21 protein-coding genes are annotated in these 17,716 nt (G+C 71.0%); 8 read left to right on the top strand and 13 right to left on the bottom strand.

Translation table 11 applies throughout. The features are described from left to right. Window positions 1-90 precede the first annotated feature (90 nt). The 3 genes from HRF36_RS01155 to ald all read right to left on the bottom strand — a co-directional run bounded on the left by HRF36_RS01155 (window position 91) and on the right by ald (window position 2,786). Window positions 91-888: a dienelactone hydrolase family protein gene (locus tag HRF36_RS01155; RefSeq protein ID WP_173205034.1), complete on the bottom strand. Its 798-nt coding sequence runs from the start codon at window positions 886-888 to the stop codon at window positions 91-93. A gap of 42 nt (window positions 889-930) precedes the next feature. After that, window positions 931-1,494, bottom strand: coding sequence for a TetR family transcriptional regulator (locus tag HRF36_RS01160; protein WP_173205038.1), 564 nt, complete (start codon window positions 1,492-1,494; stop codon window positions 931-933). A gap of 182 nt (window positions 1,495-1,676) precedes the next feature. Continuing rightward, entirely contained in the window at window positions 1,677-2,786 is a 1,110-nt protein-coding gene (gene ald / locus HRF36_RS01165; RefSeq protein WP_173205041.1) for an alanine dehydrogenase, read from the bottom strand. A 168-nt stretch (window positions 2,787-2,954) separates the two neighbouring features. On the opposite strand from ald, the gene HRF36_RS01170 reads away from it, so the two are divergent. Next, window positions 2,955-3,425: an Lrp/AsnC family transcriptional regulator gene (locus HRF36_RS01170; protein ID WP_173205044.1), complete on the top strand. Its 471-nt coding sequence runs from the start codon at window positions 2,955-2,957 to the stop codon at window positions 3,423-3,425. A gap of 35 nt (window positions 3,426-3,460) precedes the next feature. Here HRF36_RS01170 and HRF36_RS01175 read toward each other — a convergent pair whose 3' ends face one another. Both HRF36_RS01175 and HRF36_RS01180 read right to left on the bottom strand, forming a co-directional pair. Continuing rightward, the gene (locus tag HRF36_RS01175) at window positions 3,461-3,904 is read right to left on the bottom strand and encodes a GNAT family N-acetyltransferase (RefSeq protein WP_173205047.1); all 444 of its coding nucleotides are present in this window, start codon (window positions 3,902-3,904) and stop codon (window positions 3,461-3,463) included. 52 nt (window positions 3,905-3,956) lie between these two features. Continuing rightward, window positions 3,957-4,742: an NAD(P)-dependent oxidoreductase gene (locus tag HRF36_RS01180; RefSeq protein ID WP_173205050.1), complete on the bottom strand. Its 786-nt coding sequence runs from the start codon at window positions 4,740-4,742 to the stop codon at window positions 3,957-3,959. Window positions 4,743-5,021: 279 nt separating this feature from the next. On the opposite strand from HRF36_RS01180, the gene HRF36_RS01185 reads away from it, so the two are divergent. After that, entirely contained in the window at window positions 5,022-5,471 is a 450-nt protein-coding gene (locus HRF36_RS01185; protein WP_173205053.1) for a DoxX family protein, read from the top strand. Window positions 5,472-5,607: 136 nt separating this feature from the next. Beyond that, window positions 5,608-6,540 (top strand): carbohydrate kinase family protein, encoded by a 933-nt coding sequence (locus HRF36_RS01190; protein ID WP_173205056.1) that lies wholly within the window; start codon window positions 5,608-5,610, stop codon window positions 6,538-6,540. 23 nt (window positions 6,541-6,563) lie between these two features. Here HRF36_RS01190 and HRF36_RS01195 read toward each other — a convergent pair whose 3' ends face one another. The 5 genes from HRF36_RS01195 to upp all read right to left on the bottom strand — a co-directional run bounded on the left by HRF36_RS01195 (window position 6,564) and on the right by upp (window position 12,038). Next, window positions 6,564-7,988: a serine hydrolase domain-containing protein gene (locus HRF36_RS01195; RefSeq protein ID WP_173205059.1), complete on the bottom strand. Its 1,425-nt coding sequence runs from the start codon at window positions 7,986-7,988 to the stop codon at window positions 6,564-6,566. A gap of 25 nt (window positions 7,989-8,013) precedes the next feature. Further along, a complete protein-coding gene (locus HRF36_RS01200; RefSeq protein ID WP_173205062.1) occupies window positions 8,014-9,387 on the bottom strand; it encodes a deoxyribodipyrimidine photo-lyase in 1,374 nt (457 codons plus the stop codon). Next, window positions 9,384-9,836: a MarR family winged helix-turn-helix transcriptional regulator gene (locus HRF36_RS01205; RefSeq protein WP_173205065.1), complete on the bottom strand. Its 453-nt coding sequence runs from the start codon at window positions 9,834-9,836 to the stop codon at window positions 9,384-9,386. Before HRF36_RS01205 ends, HRF36_RS01200 begins: the two co-directional genes overlap by 4 nt. A 312-nt stretch (window positions 9,837-10,148) precedes the next feature. Next, window positions 10,149-10,904 carry a winged helix-turn-helix domain-containing protein gene (locus tag HRF36_RS01210; RefSeq protein WP_173205068.1) on the bottom strand — a complete coding sequence of 252 codons (756 nt, stop codon included), beginning with the start codon at window positions 10,902-10,904 and terminating at the stop codon, window positions 10,149-10,151. Window positions 10,905-11,405: 501 nt separating this feature from the next. After that, a complete protein-coding gene (gene upp / locus HRF36_RS01215) occupies window positions 11,406-12,038 on the bottom strand; it encodes a uracil phosphoribosyltransferase (protein ID WP_054146332.1) in 633 nt (210 codons plus the stop codon). A 93-nt stretch (window positions 12,039-12,131) separates the two neighbouring features. Here upp and HRF36_RS01220 point away from each other — a divergent pair, with 93 nt between their 5' ends. Beyond that, window positions 12,132-12,563, top strand: coding sequence for a nucleoside deaminase (locus HRF36_RS01220; RefSeq protein ID WP_173207762.1), 432 nt, complete (start codon window positions 12,132-12,134; stop codon window positions 12,561-12,563). 40 nt (window positions 12,564-12,603) lie between these two features. Here the strand turns inward: HRF36_RS01220 and HRF36_RS01225 are convergent, their stop codons facing one another. Continuing rightward, the gene (locus tag HRF36_RS01225; RefSeq protein WP_173205071.1) at window positions 12,604-13,566 is read right to left on the bottom strand and encodes a cation diffusion facilitator family transporter; all 963 of its coding nucleotides are present in this window, start codon (window positions 13,564-13,566) and stop codon (window positions 12,604-12,606) included. A gap of 46 nt (window positions 13,567-13,612) precedes the next feature. On the opposite strand from HRF36_RS01225, the gene proC reads away from it, so the two are divergent. Further along, window positions 13,613-14,464, top strand: a complete 852-nt coding sequence (gene proC / locus HRF36_RS01230; protein WP_173205074.1) for a pyrroline-5-carboxylate reductase — start codon at window positions 13,613-13,615, stop codon at window positions 14,462-14,464. A 6-nt stretch (window positions 14,465-14,470) separates the two neighbouring features. Here the strand turns inward: proC and HRF36_RS01235 are convergent, their stop codons facing one another. Next, entirely contained in the window at window positions 14,471-15,142 is a 672-nt protein-coding gene (locus tag HRF36_RS01235) for a TrkA family potassium uptake protein (RefSeq protein ID WP_173205077.1), read from the bottom strand. Further along, complete coding sequence (locus HRF36_RS01240) at window positions 15,135-16,583, bottom strand: TrkH family potassium uptake protein (RefSeq protein ID WP_371739950.1); 1,449 nt, start codon at window positions 16,581-16,583, stop codon at window positions 15,135-15,137. Before HRF36_RS01240 ends, HRF36_RS01235 begins: the two co-directional genes overlap by 8 nt. Window positions 16,584-16,619: 36 nt before the next feature. On the opposite strand from HRF36_RS01240, the gene HRF36_RS01245 reads away from it, so the two are divergent. The 3 genes from HRF36_RS01245 (at window position 16,620) to HRF36_RS01255 (ending at window position 17,670) form a co-directional block, all read left to right on the top strand. Beyond that, window positions 16,620-17,156 (top strand): helix-turn-helix transcriptional regulator, encoded by a 537-nt coding sequence (locus HRF36_RS01245; protein WP_173205083.1) that lies wholly within the window; start codon window positions 16,620-16,622, stop codon window positions 17,154-17,156. Window positions 17,157-17,270: 114 nt separating this feature from the next. Continuing rightward, window positions 17,271-17,465: a helix-turn-helix domain-containing protein gene (locus HRF36_RS01250; RefSeq protein ID WP_173205086.1), complete on the top strand. Its 195-nt coding sequence runs from the start codon at window positions 17,271-17,273 to the stop codon at window positions 17,463-17,465. Between the two features lie 106 nt (window positions 17,466-17,571). Beyond that, a complete protein-coding gene (locus tag HRF36_RS01255) occupies window positions 17,572-17,670 on the top strand; it encodes a 30S ribosomal protein bS22 (protein WP_003792170.1) in 99 nt (32 codons plus the stop codon). The last annotated feature ends 46 nt before the right edge of the window (window positions 17,671-17,716 follow it).

The following is a 17,716-nucleotide window of genomic DNA, read 5'->3' on the forward strand; positions in this document are numbered from 1 at the left end:
GGACGACGACACGCCGCTCACCTCGAGAGGGGAGCGGCGTGTCGGGCGGCCGGTGTCGCGAAGTGCGCACCGGGGCAGGGGGCTGACGGGCTAGGCGAAGACCTCGTCCAGGAACGCCTCGAGCTGCCGCCACGAGCGACGGTCGGCCCGGGCGTCGTAGCGTGCGCCGTGGTCGGGGGAGTCCGTGTCGGGCACGGCGAAGGCGTGCATGACGCCGCTGTAGCTGAGGACCTGCCAGTCGGGTGCCTCGGCGGCGCGCATCTCGTCCTCGAACGCGACCACCGCCTCGTCGGGCACCACCGGGTCGGCCGCTCCCGTCATCACCAGCACGGGAGCCGTCACGGCGCCCTTCTCGGCGGGCATCCCGGTACCGAGTCCGCCGTGGAACGACACGACGCCGGCCACGTCGGCACCCAGACGGGCCACCTCGAGAGCCCCCGAGCCGCCGAAGCAGTAGCCCATCACGGCGATCCGCGACGGGTCGACACCCGGCTCGGCGCGCAGGCGCTCGAGGTTCGCCAGCAGGCGCGAACGGAACAGGGCGACGTCGCCGTAGTACTTGCCCGCCTCGCCCGCGGCCTCCTGCGGCGACGGGCGTACACCCTGCCCGTACACGTCCCCGGCCAGCGCGACGTACCCGAGGCGCGCGAGCATCTGCGCGCGCACCTTCACGTGGTCGACGACGCCGAACCAGTCGTGCAGCACGAGCACGCCCGGCACGAGATCGGACGAGGAGGCGCGGGCCGGTGTCGCGAGGAAGCCCTCGAGATCGACGTCGGTGGCCGCGTAGACCACGTCCGACGTGGTGACGCCGCCCGGGTCGGGCACGCTGTCGAGGACGCGCTGCAGGTCGGGCGAGAGGGCGGGAGAGGGTTCGGTCGTGGTCACAGGGGGACGCTACTCCCGGCCCGACGTCGGAGCCGCCGCGGCTCAGCTCGGGTCGACGATGCGAGCCACGGCCTGGCGCACGACCTCGCACCGGCGCTGCTGCGGGCCGGTGTGCAGGTTGGTCGCCTCGGGTGTGACGAACCAGGCGAGGACGACGCCGAAGACCATCGTGAGCAACTCGTCGGCGTCCCAGTCGGACGAGATGTCGCCCGCGTCCTGGGCGGCGCGCACCGAGTCACGGCGCGCCTCGAGCTGGCCGTGGTCGAGCACGCCAGGACTCGGCAACGCGACGCCCTCGATCTGACCCCAGAGCAGCAGCCGGGCGTCGTCCGGATTCGAGGCCAGGTGGTCGTAGAGGGCACTGGCCCAGCCCGGCAGGTCGTGGGCGTCGAAGGGGACGACCGCGATCCAGCGACCGATGCTCTCGCCGAGCGCGGCGTCGAACAGGTCGCGTTTGGTCGAGAAGTGGGCGTAGAGCCGCTCCTTGCTCGCCTCGGCGTCGCGGGCGATGGTGTCGACTCGGGCACCGGCGAGTCCGCGGGCCGCGAATTCGGTCCGCGCTGCGTCGAGCAGCCGTTCCCGGGGCGGGGTGGGTCGTCGTGCCATGCCCAGAGCATAGGGGTTCGACCCCACCGGACCGCCCGGTTCGGACCGAGGCTTTCGCTCACCGTACCGACCGTTTCGTTTATCGGACCGACCGGTCCCCAGGCCGACCGATCCTCCCGGGCCGGCCCGCCCACCGTGCCAGACCGGACCGGTAGCCCCCCTGGCTGGAGTCGTCGAACGGCTCAGAGGGTGCGGACGTCCGCCAGCTCGACTCCGGCGGCCGCAGCGACGCCCGCATTGGTGATGCGACCGCCGACCGCGTTGACGCCCCGGGCCAACGAGGGGTCGGCGGCGACGGCGTCTCGCCATCCCCGGTCGGCGAGGGCGACGGCGTAGGGCATGGTCGCGTTCGTCAGGGCCCGGGTCGACGTCTGTGGGACGGCGCCGGGCATGTTGGCCACGCAGTAGTAGACGCTGTCGTGGACGGCGAAGGTCGGGTCGTCGTGCGTGGTCGCGTGCGAGCCCTCGAAGCAGCCGCCCTGGTCGATGGCGATGTCGACGAGCACCGATCCGGGGCGCATCGACGCGACCATGTCGTCGGTCACGAGCTTGGGGGCCTGGGCGCCGGGGATCAGCACCGAGCCGATCACCAGGTCGGCGGCCGCGACCTGCGCGCCGATCTCGTAGGCCGTCGAGACGCGCGTCTGCACCCTGCCGCCGAACTGCACCTCGAGGGCCCGGAGGCGCGGCAGCGACACGTCGATGACGGTCACGTCGGCGCCGAGGCCGAGGGCGTTGGCGGCGGCGTGTTCACCGGCGACACCGCCGCCGATCACCACCACCTTCGCCTTCGGGGTGCCGGGGACGCCGCCGAGCAGCACACCCGTCCCGCCGATCGGCTTCATGAGGTGGTAGGCGCCGACCATCGTCGAGAGGCGACCCGCGACCTCGCTCATCGGCGAGAGCAAGGGCAGGCTGCGGTCGTCCCGCTGGACCGTCTCGTACGCGATCGCGGTGGTGCCGGAGCTCAGGACGGCCTCGGTGCACTCGGGGGAGGCCGCGAGGTGCAGGTAGGTGAAGAGCGTCTGGTCCGCCCGCATGAGCGGGTACTCGGCCGCGACGGGCTCCTTGACCTTCATCAGCAGGTCGGCCTCGCCCCACACCGTGGCCGCGTCGGCCACCACCGTGGCGCCGGCGGCGACGAACTCGTCGTCCGAGAACCCGGAACCGCGCCCGGCACCGGCCTGCACGAACACGTCGTGTCCGCGGCGTGAGAACTCGTGGACCCCGGCCGGGGTCGCGGCGACCCGGTTCTCGTTGTTCTTGATCTCGGTGGGGATGCCGACGCGCATGGTTCGTCCTCTCGGGAGTTGCCTCGACGTCGGGCGGCCGGTGCACGCCTCTGTTCGCCGAACTGAGGTCAGTGTGCTGTTTCGTGCCGATGCATGCCAAGCTTTCCGCACGAGATTCTGTGCGAGCCTGTTTCTGCCGCACGATCGACAGAGAGAGGGTGACGAGACGTGGCTGCGACGAACGACGTTCGGCTCGACGAGATCGACCGTCAGCTCGTACGGCTGCTGGTCGCGAACAGTCGCACCCCGAACGCCACGCTGGCCGCACAGGTGGGGATCGCGCCCTCGACCTGTCTCGCGCGCCTCCGCTCGCTCGTCGATCGCGGGGTCGTCGCGGGCTTCGGCGCCGACGTCGACCTGTCGGCCCTCGGGCTCGACCTCCAGGCACTGATCAGCGTGACGATCCTCGCGTCGGCGCGGCAGCGCATCGCCGCGTTCTCCGCCGAGATCCGGGCACTGCCTCAGGTCGTGCAATTGTTCTTCTTGGGTGGGTCGGAGGACTTCATCATCCACCTGGCGGTCCGCGACACGAACGACGTGCGCGAGTTCGTGCTCGATCACCTGTCGGCGCACCCGGCCGTCGCCTCGACCCGTACCAGCTTGGTGTTCGAGCACCACCATCCCGGCCCGACCGTCTGAACCGTCGGCCGACACCCCGACGGACGGGACCGGCCTCAGCGCCTGGCGGCGAGCGTCATCGGCAGGTGGGGGATGCCGTCCTCGAGGAACTCGTCACCGTCGACCACGAAGCCGAACCGCGCGTACCAGCCGGACAAGTGGGCCTGGGCGTCGAGTCGGACGAGGCGGTCCTCGGATTGGGCGACGGCCGCCCGCATCAGGTCGGCCGCGAGCCCACGGCCTCGAGCGGCCACGGCGGTCGCCACCCGCCCGATGCGGCGGTCGTCGCCGTCGGACAACACCCGCAGCGTCGCCAGGACGCGACCGTCGTCGTCGGTGAACCAGAGGAGGCGCGCACCGGGTTCGAGGTCGCGCCCGTCGAGCTCGGGGTAGGGGCAGTCCTGTTCGACCACGAAGACGTCGACTCGCAGCCGCAGGATCTCGTAGAGGACGACGGGGTCGATCTCGGCGACGGACGAGGAGTGCAGAGAGAGGCTCACGACGCCACGTTATCGGCCTCGTCGTCACGATCGGAGGCGGGGTCGCAGCCGGTCACCACGTCTCGCCCAGCGGCATGGTCGTGAAGGCCCCACCGACGGGCGCGTCGGGCGGTTGCACCTGCCCGGCGAAACCGGCGGCGAACGCCTCGGCATCGTCCTCGGGGTGGTACCCGATGGCCTCGCCCGCCGCGAGCGACACGACGCGACGGGTGTTGCGGCTGACACCCCAGACGACGTGGTGCCCGGGCGGGGCCGTCGTCAGGGTGGCCAGGATCAGCCGGGTCGCGTCGGCCGGCGACAGCCACGTGCCGAGACTGCGGACGTCGTGCGGCTCGACCTCGGCCGTCATGATGCGCGCCGACACGACGGTCGAGCCGAAGCGATCGGCGTACAGGCTGCCCACGGCCTCGAGCAGCACCTTGCTGACGCCGTAGAACGAGTCGGGGCGAGGGGCCGGCACGTCGTGGTCGGCGGCGCTCGAGCCCGGTTCGAATCCGACGGCATGCACCGAGCTGGCCGCCAGCAGGCGGGCCACGCCGGCGCGACGGGCAGCCTCGTGCACGACGTACGCGCTCTCGACGTTGAGGTCGCGGATCTCGTGCCACGCGCGCTCGCTGGCGTGGGACGCCAGGTGGACGACCAGGTCGGCTCCGCCGAGCGCCACGGTGAGGGACTCCAGGTCGGTCACGCCGACGTGCTCGAACGTCTCGTGTTCTCGCAGGTCGTCAGGTGGCGCCACCACGTCGAGCAGCCGGAGGTCGTGGCCGGCCTCGAGCAGCAAGGGGCGGACCCAGGTCGCGATGCGCCCCGAGCCCCCCGTGATCGCGATGGTCGCCATGTGTGCCGCCTCTCGTCGTGGGCCCGTCGACCCGCCCTGTCGTCCTGCCCCGATCCTGCACGGGACCACCGACACCCGTCGCCGGGGCACGCCCTGCGTCCGCCGAACGCCCCTCGCGAGGCGTCCCCGCGTCCCCCGGATGCCCCACTCCAGCCTGGCAGGGCTCTGCCGAAGGACTGGCAGGCCCCTCCACGAGCGCGGTCGGTGACGTGTCACCTCATACCGTGACGGAGGGCCCGACGACGTGCCACGACCCCGCCCCCCACCGAAAGGCACACCATGTCGTCAGCTCTCTCGTCCCTCGGAATCCTCCTCGTGCGCGTCGTCCTCGGGATCGTCTTCGTCGCCCACGGTTGGCAGAAGCTCGCCGTGGACGGCCTCGCCGCGACGCAGGGTGCCTTCGCCGGCATGGGCATCCCCCTCGCCGAGGTCGCCGCCCCGGTCGTCGCCGTCACCGAGCTCGCCGCGGGAGTCGCGCTCGTCGTCGGCTTCGCCACCCGGATCGCCGCGGTCCTCCTGGCCGTCACGGCGATCGTCGCCCTGGTCGCCGTCCACCTGCCGAACGGCTTCTACTCGACGACGGGCGGCATCGAGTACGTCCTCGTCCTGGCGGTCGCCTCGATCGCGATCGTGCTCACCGGCCCCGGCCGCCTCGCCCTCGACGCTCTGGTCGTCCGTGGTCGACGTGCCCGTCACGAGGCCCCGGTCCCGCAGCCCGCCACCGTCTGAGGGACGACCCCGCCCCGCTCGGTGGGGTCGAGCCGGTACCGGTCGGGACGGGACGGGTGAACGTGACGTCCTCGTGAGGGTGATTTGCGCCTCCTCGTCCCGTCCCGGTCCTCGATCCGTGGTCGGGTGGATTCCGATGACCCTCGCCAGCCACCGCTTCCCACCCTCGGGCGCCCGACCCCGCGCCGGGTCACCCGTTCTCGTCTTCGGGGACGTCCTCGACGACATCATCGTCAGCCCTCGCGCCGCGGAGGTCTCGGGGTCCGAGACGGCCGCGACCATCCGGCACCGCGCCGGTGGTTCTGCCGCGAACACGGCGGCGTGGCTCGGGTCGCTGGGAGTCGACGTCTCGTTCGTCGGTCGGGTGGGCACGGCCGACCTGCGACGTCACTCGCAGCTGTTGGCCAACGCGGGGGTCGCGCCCCGCCTGGCCTACGACGCGCACGACCCGACGGGCACGGTCGTCATCACGGTCGACGGCTGGTCGCGCACCATGTTCACCGATCGGGGGGCCGGTGCGTCGCTGGGCCCCGACGACGTGCCGGAGGACCTCGTCGACGGGGCCGGTCTCGTGCACTTCACCGGCTACACGGTCGCCCAGTCCCGCAGCCCGGTGGGTCTGCGACGTCTGGTGGGCCGAGCTCGTGCGGCCGGGGCGTTCGTCTCGGTCGCGCCCGGCAGCGCCTCGATCGTCCGGCGGTTCGGGGCGACGGCGTTCCTCGCCGCCGTCCAGGGGGCCGACCTGTTCTTCCCGTCCGACGAGACCGCACGCGCGCTGACCGGGCTCGACGAGTCGTTCGCAGCGGCGATCGCGCTCGCCGAGCGCTTCGGGGTGGTCGCCCTCGTCACCGAGGACGGGGGAGCGATCGTGGCGACGCAGGGCCTGCCCCCGGTCGTCGTCGACGGCGTCGCGTCGCGCCGGGTCGACTCGGTGGGCCTCGTCGACGCGTTCTCGGCCGGGTTCATCGCGGCGTGGCCGACGTCCCGCAGCCTGACGGTCGCCGGACGCAGCGGTGCTCGTGCCGCTGCGCGGGCCGCGGGCGTGGTCGGAGGACGGCCCCCCGTCTGACGCGGCCGGACCGGGTCGACGGGCTAGCGAGGAGTCTCGGCGGTCACGTTCACGGTCTGCACCCGGGGCGGTCGCTCGGGGGTGAGCCTGATCTCGAACCGGACGACACCCCGTGCACCGCGTCGCCGCCACACCAGGTGTGACGGGGCCGACGACTCGTCGGCCGGTGTCGCGTCGCCGGTGTCGTCCCAGCCGCCCACCGAGTCCACGACGGCAGCCCAGGAGGCGCGCCGCCGGTCGAGCGGGAGGTCGAGCTCGACGTTCTCGCTGAACAACCCGTCGGGCACGGCCCCTCCGCGCACGACGGCCTCGACCGCCTCGCGGGCCACCGAGGTCGCGGGCCACGGACGCACCGTGACCCGGGCCCCGGGACGGTCGGCCAGCATGCCGTCGAGTGCGAGCCCGATCGGTTCGGAGACCTTCGAGTAGGTCGCGTTCTCGAACCCGATCGCGCCGAGGCCGGTCGCGGTCTGCCAGCGCATGTGGGCCGAGAACCCGGGGTAGCCGCCGCTGTGCGACACGACGGTGCCGTGGTCGGGGTAGTGCTCGACGAACAGGCCGAACCCGTAGCCGCCGGGGTGTCCGGCCCGGGCGGAGACGAACCGCTGCACCTGCTGCATCTCGCGCCGGGAGGCACGCGAGAGGATGCCGTCGAGGTCGCCCCGGCCCTCGGGGTCGAACGCCGAGCCGAGCCAGCGGGCCCATCTCGTCAGGTCGGTCGCGGTGCTGAACAATCCGCCGATGGGCGAGAACGCGCCCGGGCCCGAGAACGGCAGGGCATCACCCCCGTCGGAGGCACGGCGGTGGCCGATCGCGACGCCGCCGACGGCCGGCACGGTCGCCTCGAACCCCGTGGCCTCGAGACCGAGCGGCCCGAGGATCGTCGACTCGACGACCTCTCGGTACGGCCGCCCGGCGACGGCGGCGATCGCGCGGCCCACGAGGGCGAAGCCGAGGTTGGAGTAGGCGAACGTCGTGCCCGGCACGCTGTCGAAGCTCAACCCGGCCCGCAGCAGGGCGTCGAGTCCGTCGTCGGTCAGGGATTCTTGCCGGTCGCCCCACGGATCGTCGGTGGGGAAGCCGGCCGACATGGTCAGGAGCATGCGCAGGGTCGGCACGGGAGAATCGGTGGTGGGCAGGGTGACGTCGGCGAACGCCGGCACGAAGTCGGTGATCGGTGCGTCGAGCGACACGAGCCCGGCGTCGCGCTGGGCGAGCAGGGCCGTGGCGGTGAAGCTCTTCGTGCACGAGGCGATGCGATAGGCCGTGTCGACGCCGGGCGCGGTGCCCGGGGCGATCTCGCCGTACGAGCCGTCGTGGGTCATGCCCTCGTGGTCGAAGGTCGCCCAGACGGCGCTCGGCCCCCGCCGCTCGGGGCGTCGGGCGGCGAACACGGCGTCGATGCCCGTTGGTGCGTCGTGGTAGGAGGGGCGGATGGCCGTCGTCACGGGCTGTTCCTCTCGTGGTGCGGGGTCATTCGGTGCGCGTGCTGCGACGCATCGCCTCGTAGGCGTCGAGCGCGGCACGACGCGAGACCTTGAGATCGACCATGGGCTCGGGGTACGAGTCGTCGTCGACCTCGGGCACCCAGCGGCGCACGTAGTCGCGGTGCTTGTCGAACTTGTCGGCCTGCAACACGGGGTTGAAGACCCGGAAGTACGGTGCCGCGTCAGCGCCCGAGCCGGCCGTCCACTGCCAGTTGGCGGGGTTGTTGGCCTCGTCGGCGTCGACGAGGGTGTCCCAGAACCACTGCTCGCCTACCCGCCAGTCGGCCAGCAGGTTCTTCACCAGGAAGCTGGCGGTGACCATGCGCACCCGGTTGTGCATGTACCCGGTCGTCCAGAGCTCGCGCATGCCGGCGTCGACCAACGGGATGCCGGTGGTGCCCTGCTGCCACGCCTCGAGTTCTCGCGGCTCGAGCTCGTGCCACGGGAACTCGTCGAACTCGGGTCGGTAGTTCTTCGTGGCGAGGTGCGGGTTCGCGAAGAGGACCGTGTGGTTGAACTCACGCCAGACGAGTTCGCGCAAGAAGCCCGAGGCCTGCTCGCGGGCGTCGGGCGCGAGGTCGCCACGCATGCGGTGCCACACCTGGAACGGGCTCACCTCTCCGAAGCGGAGGTGGGGGGAGAGGTGGCTGGTCGCTTCTTGGGCGGGCTCGTCGCGCAGGCCGTAGTCCGCCAGGTGGCCGGTGGCGAAGCGTTCGAGCGTGTCGAGGGCCGAGGCCTCGCCGGGAGTCCAGGAGTCACGGAGCCCGGCCGACCAGTCGGGCGCCGTGGGCAGCAGGGCCCATGAGTCGAGGTCGTCGCTGGCCGGTGCGGCAGCGGGCGCGTGCAGCTCGTCGGGGGCCGCCTCGGGGTGCCGGGGTTCGGGGCGGTCGAGGCACGCGCGCCAGAACGGCGTGAAGACCTTGAACGGTTGGCCCTGGCCCGTCTGGATCGTCCACGGCTCGAACATCAGGTTCGCCTGGAAGCTGCGCACGTCGAGCCCGCGTTCGCGGAGCGACGACTTGAGGTCGGCGTCCGCCTCGCGGGCGGCCAGGCCGTACCGGCGGTTCCAGAAGACCGCACCTGCACCGACCTCGTCGACGAGGCGGGGCAGTTCGCGGGCCTGGGGGCCTCGTCGCAACGTCAGCCGAGCACCCACGGCTCGCAACGACTCGCCCAGGGCGGCGAGGCTGTGGTGCAGCCACCACCTGGAGGCCCCGCCGAGGGGGCGGATGCCGTCGGTCTCGTCGTCGAGCAGGAACACGACGACCACCGGCTCACCCCGGTCGACGGCGGCCACGAGAGCGGGGTTGTCGGCCAGACGCAGGTCGTCACGCAACCAGACGATCGACGGTGACGTCATGCGTTCGCCCCGATCGGCGTGCCCAGGCGCAGCTTCGTGCAGAGCTCGGCCAGCGAGGCCAGCTCGTCGTCGTCGAGCGCACCGCCCACGCGACGACGGATCGCCTCGGCGTGGCTGACCGCCGTGCGCCGGTAGAGGTCGTAGCCCTCGGCGGTCATGGCCACGATGATGCCTCGCCCGTCGCCCGGGTCGGAGGCCTTCTCGACGATGCCCTTCGAGGCGAGTCGGTCGACGAGACGGCTGATGCTCGGCTGGGTGAGCAACAGGTGACGGGTCAGGTCACGGATGCGGGCCCGCCGCTCGGGCTGGTTCGAGAGGTTGAACAGCACGTCGTACTCGTTGAACGAGATCTCGTTGGTCGGGAAGCACTCGGTCAGTTCGCGCATGACGCTGACCTGGGCCCGGAACAGGGCTTCCCAGGCCCCCACGGCCATCGATGTCTCGCTCATGTCGCACCTCACGTTCGTCGAGGACGAGTCTACGAAAGGCCACCGACCTCGGGCCGACACGGGGGCCGCCGACCGGCATGGGGCGCATCGACCGGGTACACGACGGAGGGCCGGTCGCCCGATGGCGACCGGCCCTCTTCCCTTGCACCAGGAGTGTCCTGCAATCACATTCCGCCTCGGCCGCCACAGCAAACGACGTCGGCGAGACACAATCTATAACGGATCGGTAACGGTGGTCCAGGTGTGCGCCTCATGAGTTCCTGGGAACTCGCACAGAGCGAGCCGAGACCGGTCCGACGTCCGACCCACCGGTCAGAAGACGTCGGGGGAGGGCGTGGAGGCGTGGCGGATCGAGACGTCCGCGTGGCGGTCGAAGCGGTATCCGACGCCGCGCACCGTCCGCACGATGTCCTCGAAGGCGCCGAGCTTCGACCGCAGTCGGCGGACGTGCACGTCGATGGTGCGTTCGTTCGGCACCTCGTCCTCGCCGTCGGCCCAGAGGCTCGAGATCAACTCGGCTCGTTCGATGGTGCGGCCCTCGCGCAGGACGAGGTACTGCAGCAACTCGAACTCCTTGTAGGTCAGGGGGGCCACGTCGCCGTCCAGCAGCAGCCGCTTCCGCGAGATGTCGACCACGACGCCGCCGCGGGCCCCGGGTTCGTCCTCCTCGGTGACCTGGCGTCGCTTCGCGAGGGCCGCGGGGTCCTGCAGGGCCAGGCGGACCACCTCGACGTCGCGGCCACCGGCCCCTTCGGGGGCGAGCGCCACGGCGGCGTGCGTCTCGGCGGACGGGGCGATGCGCCCGACCAGTTCCTTGATCTGGGACACCACGTCGCCCAACGAGGTGCCGTCGGCGGCGGCCTTGAGCTCGTCCAGCCCGACGTAGAGGACGAACCCGCGGGTCTCGGTGCCTTCGGGCACGGCGCGGGGGCGAGGTGCCGAGGGGGAGGAGGGGGCCGGGGTGGCCGTGCGGGCGGGAGCGTTCTCACGAAGGGGCACCGGGGCCGCGGAACGGGCGGGTGAGACGGTGCGGGTGGCGGTGACGGGGCGGTCGAGGATGAGGGACATGACAGGCGGAGTCCTTGCGTGACGGCGGCGGCTCTCCGGGCCGGCGGGTCGCCGGGGTGCGGAAGGGCTGCTCGATGTGTGTCGGTGCTCGATCCCGCCGGCGATGGTGCCGTACGTCACGAGCAGTCGGTGCGATGCACCGTTCGGGATGCGCGTCGAGGGTCGCGACGAAGGGCATCCTGGAGTCGGTGGCTCAGCGACCGGGTGGGGCCGCGAGCTCAGCTGGCGGTGTCAGCAGCTTCGACTCGGCGAGGTGTGTGGCCGGATCAGGCACACATTCGACACATGGCAACGTGCATCGGCATCATCATGCCGGTGCTCCCGAGGGCCTCACGAGAGGTCGGGGCGAGCACGCTGTTAGTCATGGGGTCGATTTTGTGGCACCCCGCGACCCGATGTCAAGTGGCGTTCGCGATCCGACGGCGTGAGTGGCCCGGAAACGCCGAACCGCGCCTCCTGCGGTCGAGGAGGCGCGGTCCGGGTCGTCGGTGGGGGCTCGCGTCAGGCGAGTCCGTAGAGGCGGTCGCCGGCGTCGCCGAGCCCGGGGACGATGTAGCCCTGCTCGTTCAGCCTCTCGTCGACGGCGCCGAGGACGACGTGGACGTCGCGTCCCTCCATCGCCTTCTCGACCGCGGCGAGGCCTTCGGGTGCGGCGAGGATGCAGACGGCCGTGACGTCGACGGCGCCGCGGTCGAGCAGGTAGTCGATGGCCGCGATGAGCGATCCGCCCGTGGCGAGCATCGGATCGAGCACGAAGCACTGCCGGTTCGAGAGGTCGTCGGGCAGGCGCTCGGCGTAGGTCGTCGGCTGCAGGGTCTCTTCGTCTCGCACCATGCCGAGGAAGCCCACCTCGGCGGTCGGGACGAGCTTCGTCATGCCTTCGAGCATGCCGAGGCCGGCACGAAGGATCGGGACGACGAGGGGCCGCGGCTGGCTGATCTCGAGGCCCGTGGTCGGACCGACCGGGGTCTCGATGTCGACGGGGCTGGTGCGGACGTCGCGCGTGGCCTCGTAGGCCAGCAGCGTGACGAGCTCTTCGGTCAGTGCCCGGAAGGTGGGGGAGGGGGTGCTCTTGTCGCGGAGCACGGTCAACTTGTGGGTGATCAGGGGGTGGTCCGCTACGTGCACTCGCATAGGCTCAACGGTAGCGGAGTCGACCGGTTCCGCGAGCCGTCCCGACCCCGCCGAGGCCCTGTGATCGCCGTCCCGCCCGAGTTCGACGACTGGATGTCGCTCGCCCTCGCCGAGGCCGACGCCTGTCGGGTCTCGGCCGACGTCCCGGTCGGAGCCGTGGTGGTCGACGCCGACGGCGTGGTGATCGCGACGGGCCGCAACGAACGCGAGCTGCGACAGGACCCGACCGCCCACGCCGAGGTGATCGCCCTTCGGGCCGCCGCCGAGCGCACCGGCGACTGGCACCTCACCGGGACGACCCTCGTGGTGACCCTCGAACCCTGCCCCATGTGCGCCGGAGCCCTGCTCGCCGCGCGGGTCCCGCGGCTCGTCTACGGCGCCTGGGACGACAAGGCAGGAGGCGCGGGCAGCGTCTACGACATCGTCCGCGACCGCAGGCTCCCGCACCGCGCCGAGGTCTACGCCGGCGTGCGCGAGGCCGAGTGCCGCGACCAGCTCGACGCCTTCTTCGCCGAGCGGCGCTGAGGCGGGCGACGCGAGGTGGCCGGCCCGCGCCTCCTCGGGGTCAGTCGGCGGCGCGGATGACGATCGCGTCGGTCGGCGGATCGACCTGACCGGGCTTCACCCACACGTCGGGCTCGACGTAGATGACGCGCGCGATCGGCACGGCCTCGCGGATGCGTGACTCGACCGCGTTGATGGCGCTCGCGACGTCGGCCAGCACCGTGCGGCCGGGCATCGCGACCTTGACTCCGACGAGCAGCTCGTCGGGGCCGAGGTACAGGGTCTTCATGTGGATGATCGACTCGACCTCGGGACCACCCGTGATCGCCTCGCGGATCGTCTTGACGTCCTCGGCCGAGGCTCCCTCGCCGACGAGCAGGCTCTTGGTCTCGATGCCGAGGATCACGGCCACCGCGACGAGCAACAGGCCGATGGCGATGGTGCCGATCGCGTCGTAGACGCCGTCGCCGGTGATCCAGGTGAGGACGACGCCGATCATGGCGAACGACAGACCGAGCAGCGCCGCGGCGTCCTCGAGCAGCACCACCGGCAGCTCGGGGGCCTTCGCCCGCCGGATGAACGACGCCCAGCTCTGCTGCCCCTTGCTCGGACGGGACTCGCGGATCGCCGTCCGCAGCGAGAAGCCCTCGAGTGCGAGCGAGATCGCCAGCACGAGCACCGGCAGCCAGGGCACCTCGAGCGGGTGCGGCTCGCGCAGCTTCTCGACGCCCTCGTAGAGCGAGAAGACACCGCCGACGCTGAACAGGATGATCGAGACGACGAAGGCGTAGACGTAGCGCTCGCGCCCGTGACCGAAGGGGTGCTCGGCGTCGGCCGCCTTCTTCGCCTTGCGGCCGCCGAGCAGCAGCAGCAGCTGATTGCCCGAGTCGGCCAGCGAGTGGACGCCCTCGGCGAGCATCGACGACGAGCCCGAGAAGGCCCAAGCGATGAACTTCGTCACCGCGATGCCCAGATTCGCGCTGAGTGCGGCGATGATCGCCTTGTTGCCGCCGTGACTGCTCATCGGTTCGATCCCCTCGTGTGGTCCTTGTCGATCCTAGGATGGCGGGATGGCCACCACCCTCCCCACCACAGCGATTCTCGGAGCCGGCTCGATGGGCGGTGCGATCCTGCAGGGCCTGCTGCGCCCCGAGGTCTCCGTCGAGGGCGGCGTGCGGGTGACGAACCGCACCGAGGTCAAGGCCCGGGCGTTACGGCACGGCGCCGTGACCTCGCTCGCGACCGAGACCGACCCGAGCGCCAACTCGTCGGCCGTCGTCGGGGCGCGGTTGGTGCTGATCGGCGTCAAGCCGCACCTGGTCGTCGACCTGCTGCGCGAGATCGGTCCGGCGCTCGACGCGGGCGCCGTCGTGGTCAGCCTCGCCGCGGGAGTGACGACCGCCACGATGGAGGCGGCCCTGCCCGGGTCGGTGTCGGTGCTGCGTTCGATGCCGAACACGCCGTCTCACGTCGGTCTCGGCGTCACCGGGCTGAGCGCCGGGTCGCGGTCGACCGACGCCGACCTCGACCTCGCCCGATCGCTCTTCGCGGTGGTCGGTGACGTCGTGGTCGTCCCCGAGTCGCAGATCGACGCGCTCAGCACGATCTCTGGCTCGGGTCCCGCCTACGTCTTCTACCTGATCGAACGACTGCAGGAGGCGGCGGTCGCCTTGGGCTTCACCCCCGCGCAGGCCGCCACGATGGTCCAGGGCACGTTCCGCGGGGCGAGCGAGCTGCTCGCCACGAGTGACGTCCTGCCGGCGCACACCGCGCCCGCCGAACTCCGTCGCCGTGTCACGAGTCCCGGCGGCACGACCGAGCGCGCCGTCGCCGAGCTCGCCGACGGCGGCCTGCTCGAGCTGTTCGAGCGGGCCACCGGGGCCGCTCTCGCGCGCAACCGCGAGATCGCCGAAGGTCGCTGACCGGGGTCAGCCCTCGAGGGCGGCGAAACGCTCGATGGCGCGGCTGTCGCCCGACACGATGATCAGGTCGTGGTTGCTGATGACCGTCTCGGGGGTGGCCTCGAGGAACGCGCCGCCGGGGCTCTTCACACCGACGATCGTGATGCCGTACTTCGTGCGGATGTTCGACGCGGCCAGCGAGGCGCCGCGGACGGGCTTGGGCGGGTACATCTTGACGATGGCGAACGCGTCGTCGAACTCGATGTAGTCGAGCATCCGGCCCGAGACGAGGTGCGCGACGCGCTCGCCGGCCTCACGCTCGGGGTAGATCACGTGGTTCGCGCCGATGCGGGCGAGGATCTTGCCGTGCGACTGGCTGATCGCCTTCGCCCAGATCTGCGGCACCTTCAGGTCGACCAGGTTGGCCGTGATCAGCACGCTGGCCTCGATGGACGAGCCGACGGCGACGACCGCGATCGAGAAGTCCTGCGCTCCGATCTGCTTGAGCGCGTCGATGCTGCGGGCGTCCGCCTGCACCGCGTGCGTCACGCGGTCGGCCCATTTCTGCACGAGGCCGGCGTCGGTGTCGACGGCGAGGACGTCGCGGTCCTGCCGTTCGAGTTGCCCGGCGGTGGCGGCGCCGAAGCGGCCGAGGCCGATGACGAGCACCGGGGCGTCGTGTTTGATCTTGTCAACCAACGATCGGTCGCTCCTCGGCTCTCGTGAACAGCTGGCGTCGTTGGCTGGCGGCCAGGGCGACGGAGAGTGTCACTGTACCAACGCGGCCCATCCACATCGTGACCGCGAGGATGTACTTCGCCGAGTCGGGGAGGCGTTCGGTGAGCCCCGTGCTGAGGCCCGACGTGGCGAACGCCGAGATGGACTCGAACAGCACGTGGTCGAGGGGCTCTTTCGTGATGTGCATGATCAGGATGCTCGACACCGCGACGATCGTGGCACCCCAGAGGACGACGCTGACGGCCAGGCGCAGGACGTCGCTGGGGATGCGGCGGCCGAAGGCCTCCATCGACCGCTGACCGCGCGCCTCGGCGAAGGCCGCCAGGAACAGCACCGCGAGCGTCGTCACCTTGATGCCTCCGGCGGTCGACGCCGAGCCGCCACCGATGAACATGAGCATGTCGGTGACGAGCAGCGACGACCCGTTCAGGTCGGAGATCTGGATGGTCGAGAAACCGCCCGACCTGGTCATCATGCTCAGGAAGAGCGACTGGAACACCGTGGGGCCGGCCTCGATGCCGCCGAACGTCTTCGGGTTGTCGAACTCGAGGACGATGTAGAGCACCATGCCGAACACGATGAGGATCGCCGTCGTCAGCAGGGTCAGCTTGACGTGCACCGACCAGCGTCGGGGGTTGCGGGGGTTCCGGGCCAGGGCGTAGATCACCGGGAACCCGATGCTGCCGAGGAACACCCCGATCATGATCAGGCTGAGGAACCAGTAGTCGTTCTCGAACGCGGCGAGCCCCTCGGCGTTGGGCGTGAACCCGGTGTTCGTGAACGCCATGGCCGAGTAGTAGAAGCTGTCGAGCATTGCGTCGCCGACGGGGATGCCGTCGATCAGCATGCGGGGGATCATCAGCAGGGCGATGGCCAGCTGGATGACGAACGAGCTGAGAGCCACCGTCGTCAACAGCCCGCCGATCTCGCCCAGTCGCACGGCCTGACCCTCGGGTACGGGGCCCGCGTGCACCCGCAGGGGGTTCTGGTCGCCGGCCGCCATCAGCCGGGCGCGCAGGCCGAGCTTGCGCGAGACGACGAGGCCCATGATCGAGGCCAGCGTGAGCACGCCGATCGCGCCGATCTGCACGCCGACGAAGATGACGACATGGCCGAACAGGGACCAATGGGTGGCCATGTCGACGGTGGCGAGGCCGGTGACGCAGATGACCGAGACGGCCGTGAAGACGGAGTCGGCGAGCGGGGTGATCGTCCGGTCCGCCGACGAGATCGGCAGCGAGAACAACAGGGTGAAGACCACGATCAGACCCGTGAAGATCAAGATCGCGAGGCGCGCGGGCGACTTGCGACCGATGTCGTCGAGCGCGTCGCTGAGTCTGCGCCAGGGCGAGCGGCCGGGGCCCGAGGGGCGGCGTCGACCGGCGACGGGGGCGCGAGTCACGTCGGCCATGCTATCCCGGGTCACTACGCTGGTCGCATGCCGGACATCTTCGCCGTGATCGCCGACGCCACCCGCCGAGACCTCTTGAAGGTGCTGCTCGATGCCTCGCTGTCGACCGACTCCGTGAACGCCGACATCAGCGTGGGCGAGATGGTCACGTCGCTCGGCGTCAGTCAACCGACGGTCTCGAAGCACCTGCGCGTCCTGCGCGAGGCCGGTCTCGTGCGCGTCCGCGAAGAGGGGCAGCACCGCTACTACTCGCTCGAGGCGGGGCCGCTCGAGGTCGTCGAGGACTGGTTGATTCCTTTCGTCAGCGCCGACTCGTTGACCTCCGAGGTCTTGGCCAGCACGCCGTTCGCCGCCTGGGCCGGGGCCAGCGTTCCCGCCCCGTTCCGACGTGCGGCCGAGAACCTGCCCGACGCCGAGGACGTCGGCAGCACGCTGGGTCGCTACGCGGCCGGGGCCCAGTACCGCGCCTCCTCGGCCCTGCACGACGCGCAGAGCGCTCTGGGAGCCCTGGACGAACGGGTCATCGATCCCGTGCGCAAGCGCCTGGGGCGCACCGGGCAGTAGCCTCCGACACGCCTTTACACCGAGTCACACGCGCCCCTAGAGTTGCCTTCACGCACACGGGAAACACTCGTCTGCCCCACAGCCCCGGCACGGGGCCCGATTCGAGGCAGGGTCATGTCGCAGGATCTCTCCGATGTGCGGTTCCTCACGGTCGCCGAGGTGGCCGACATGATGCGCGTCTCGAAGATGACGGTCTACCGCATGGTCCACTCGGGCGAGCTGCCGGCGATCCGCTTCGGACGGTCGTTCCGGGTGCCCGAATCGGCCGTGGCCGCCGTGCTGCGCACGGGCATCGCCGACGTCGGCTAGGCCACTTCGACTTTCTCGGGCCGTCCTAGTAGACTGACCCGAGGTATTTTTCCGCGGTTCTGTTTCGGACCCGGTCGGTCCAATCCAGAAATCAGTGAGGTCCTCTATGGGTTCTGTCATCAAGAAGCGTCGCAAGCGCATGGCGAAGAAGAAGCACCGCAAGCTGCTTCGCAAGACTCGTCACCAGCGTCGCAACAAGAAGTAGTCGCTCCACACGAAGGCCCCCGTCGACCACCGGTCGCCGGGGGCCT

It is taken from the genome of Frigoribacterium sp. VKM Ac-2836, assembly GCF_013248995.1.
Lineage (GTDB): Bacteria > Actinomycetota > Actinomycetes > Actinomycetales > Microbacteriaceae > Frigoribacterium.

Excerpts from the sequence above, each read along its gene's own strand:
- HRF36_RS01220 (WP_173207762.1), top strand. The coding sequence starts at position 12,132 with ATGTCGCTCGCCCTCGCCGAGGCCGACGCCTGTCGGGTCTCGGCCGAC.
- HRF36_RS01245 (WP_173205083.1), top strand. The coding sequence starts at position 16,620 with ATGCCGGACATCTTCGCCGTGATCGCCGACGCCACCCGCCGAGACCTC.
- HRF36_RS01200 (WP_173205062.1), bottom strand. The coding sequence starts at position 9,387 with ATGACGTCACCGTCGATCGTCTGGTTGCGTGACGACCTGCGTCTGGCC.
- HRF36_RS01190 (WP_173205056.1), top strand. The coding sequence starts at position 5,608 with ATGACCCTCGCCAGCCACCGCTTCCCACCCTCGGGCGCCCGACCCCGC.
- ald (WP_173205041.1), bottom strand. The coding sequence starts at position 2,786 with ATGCGCGTCGGCATCCCCACCGAGATCAAGAACAACGAGAACCGGGTC.
- HRF36_RS01255 (WP_003792170.1), top strand. The coding sequence starts at position 17,572 with ATGGGTTCTGTCATCAAGAAGCGTCGCAAGCGCATGGCGAAGAAGAAG.
- upp (WP_054146332.1), bottom strand. The coding sequence starts at position 12,038 with ATGCGAGTGCACGTAGCGGACCACCCCCTGATCACCCACAAGTTGACC.
- proC (WP_173205074.1), top strand. The coding sequence starts at position 13,613 with ATGGCCACCACCCTCCCCACCACAGCGATTCTCGGAGCCGGCTCGATG.
- HRF36_RS01185 (WP_173205053.1), top strand. The coding sequence starts at position 5,022 with ATGTCGTCAGCTCTCTCGTCCCTCGGAATCCTCCTCGTGCGCGTCGTC.
- HRF36_RS01160 (WP_173205038.1), bottom strand. The coding sequence starts at position 1,494 with ATGGCACGACGACCCACCCCGCCCCGGGAACGGCTGCTCGACGCAGCG.
- HRF36_RS01180 (WP_173205050.1), bottom strand. The coding sequence starts at position 4,742 with ATGGCGACCATCGCGATCACGGGGGGCTCGGGGCGCATCGCGACCTGG.
- HRF36_RS01250 (WP_173205086.1), top strand. The coding sequence starts at position 17,271 with ATGTCGCAGGATCTCTCCGATGTGCGGTTCCTCACGGTCGCCGAGGTG.
- HRF36_RS01225 (WP_173205071.1), bottom strand. The coding sequence starts at position 13,566 with ATGAGCAGTCACGGCGGCAACAAGGCGATCATCGCCGCACTCAGCGCG.
- HRF36_RS01210 (WP_173205068.1), bottom strand. The coding sequence starts at position 10,904 with ATGTCCCTCATCCTCGACCGCCCCGTCACCGCCACCCGCACCGTCTCA.
- HRF36_RS01205 (WP_173205065.1), bottom strand. The coding sequence starts at position 9,836 with ATGAGCGAGACATCGATGGCCGTGGGGGCCTGGGAAGCCCTGTTCCGG.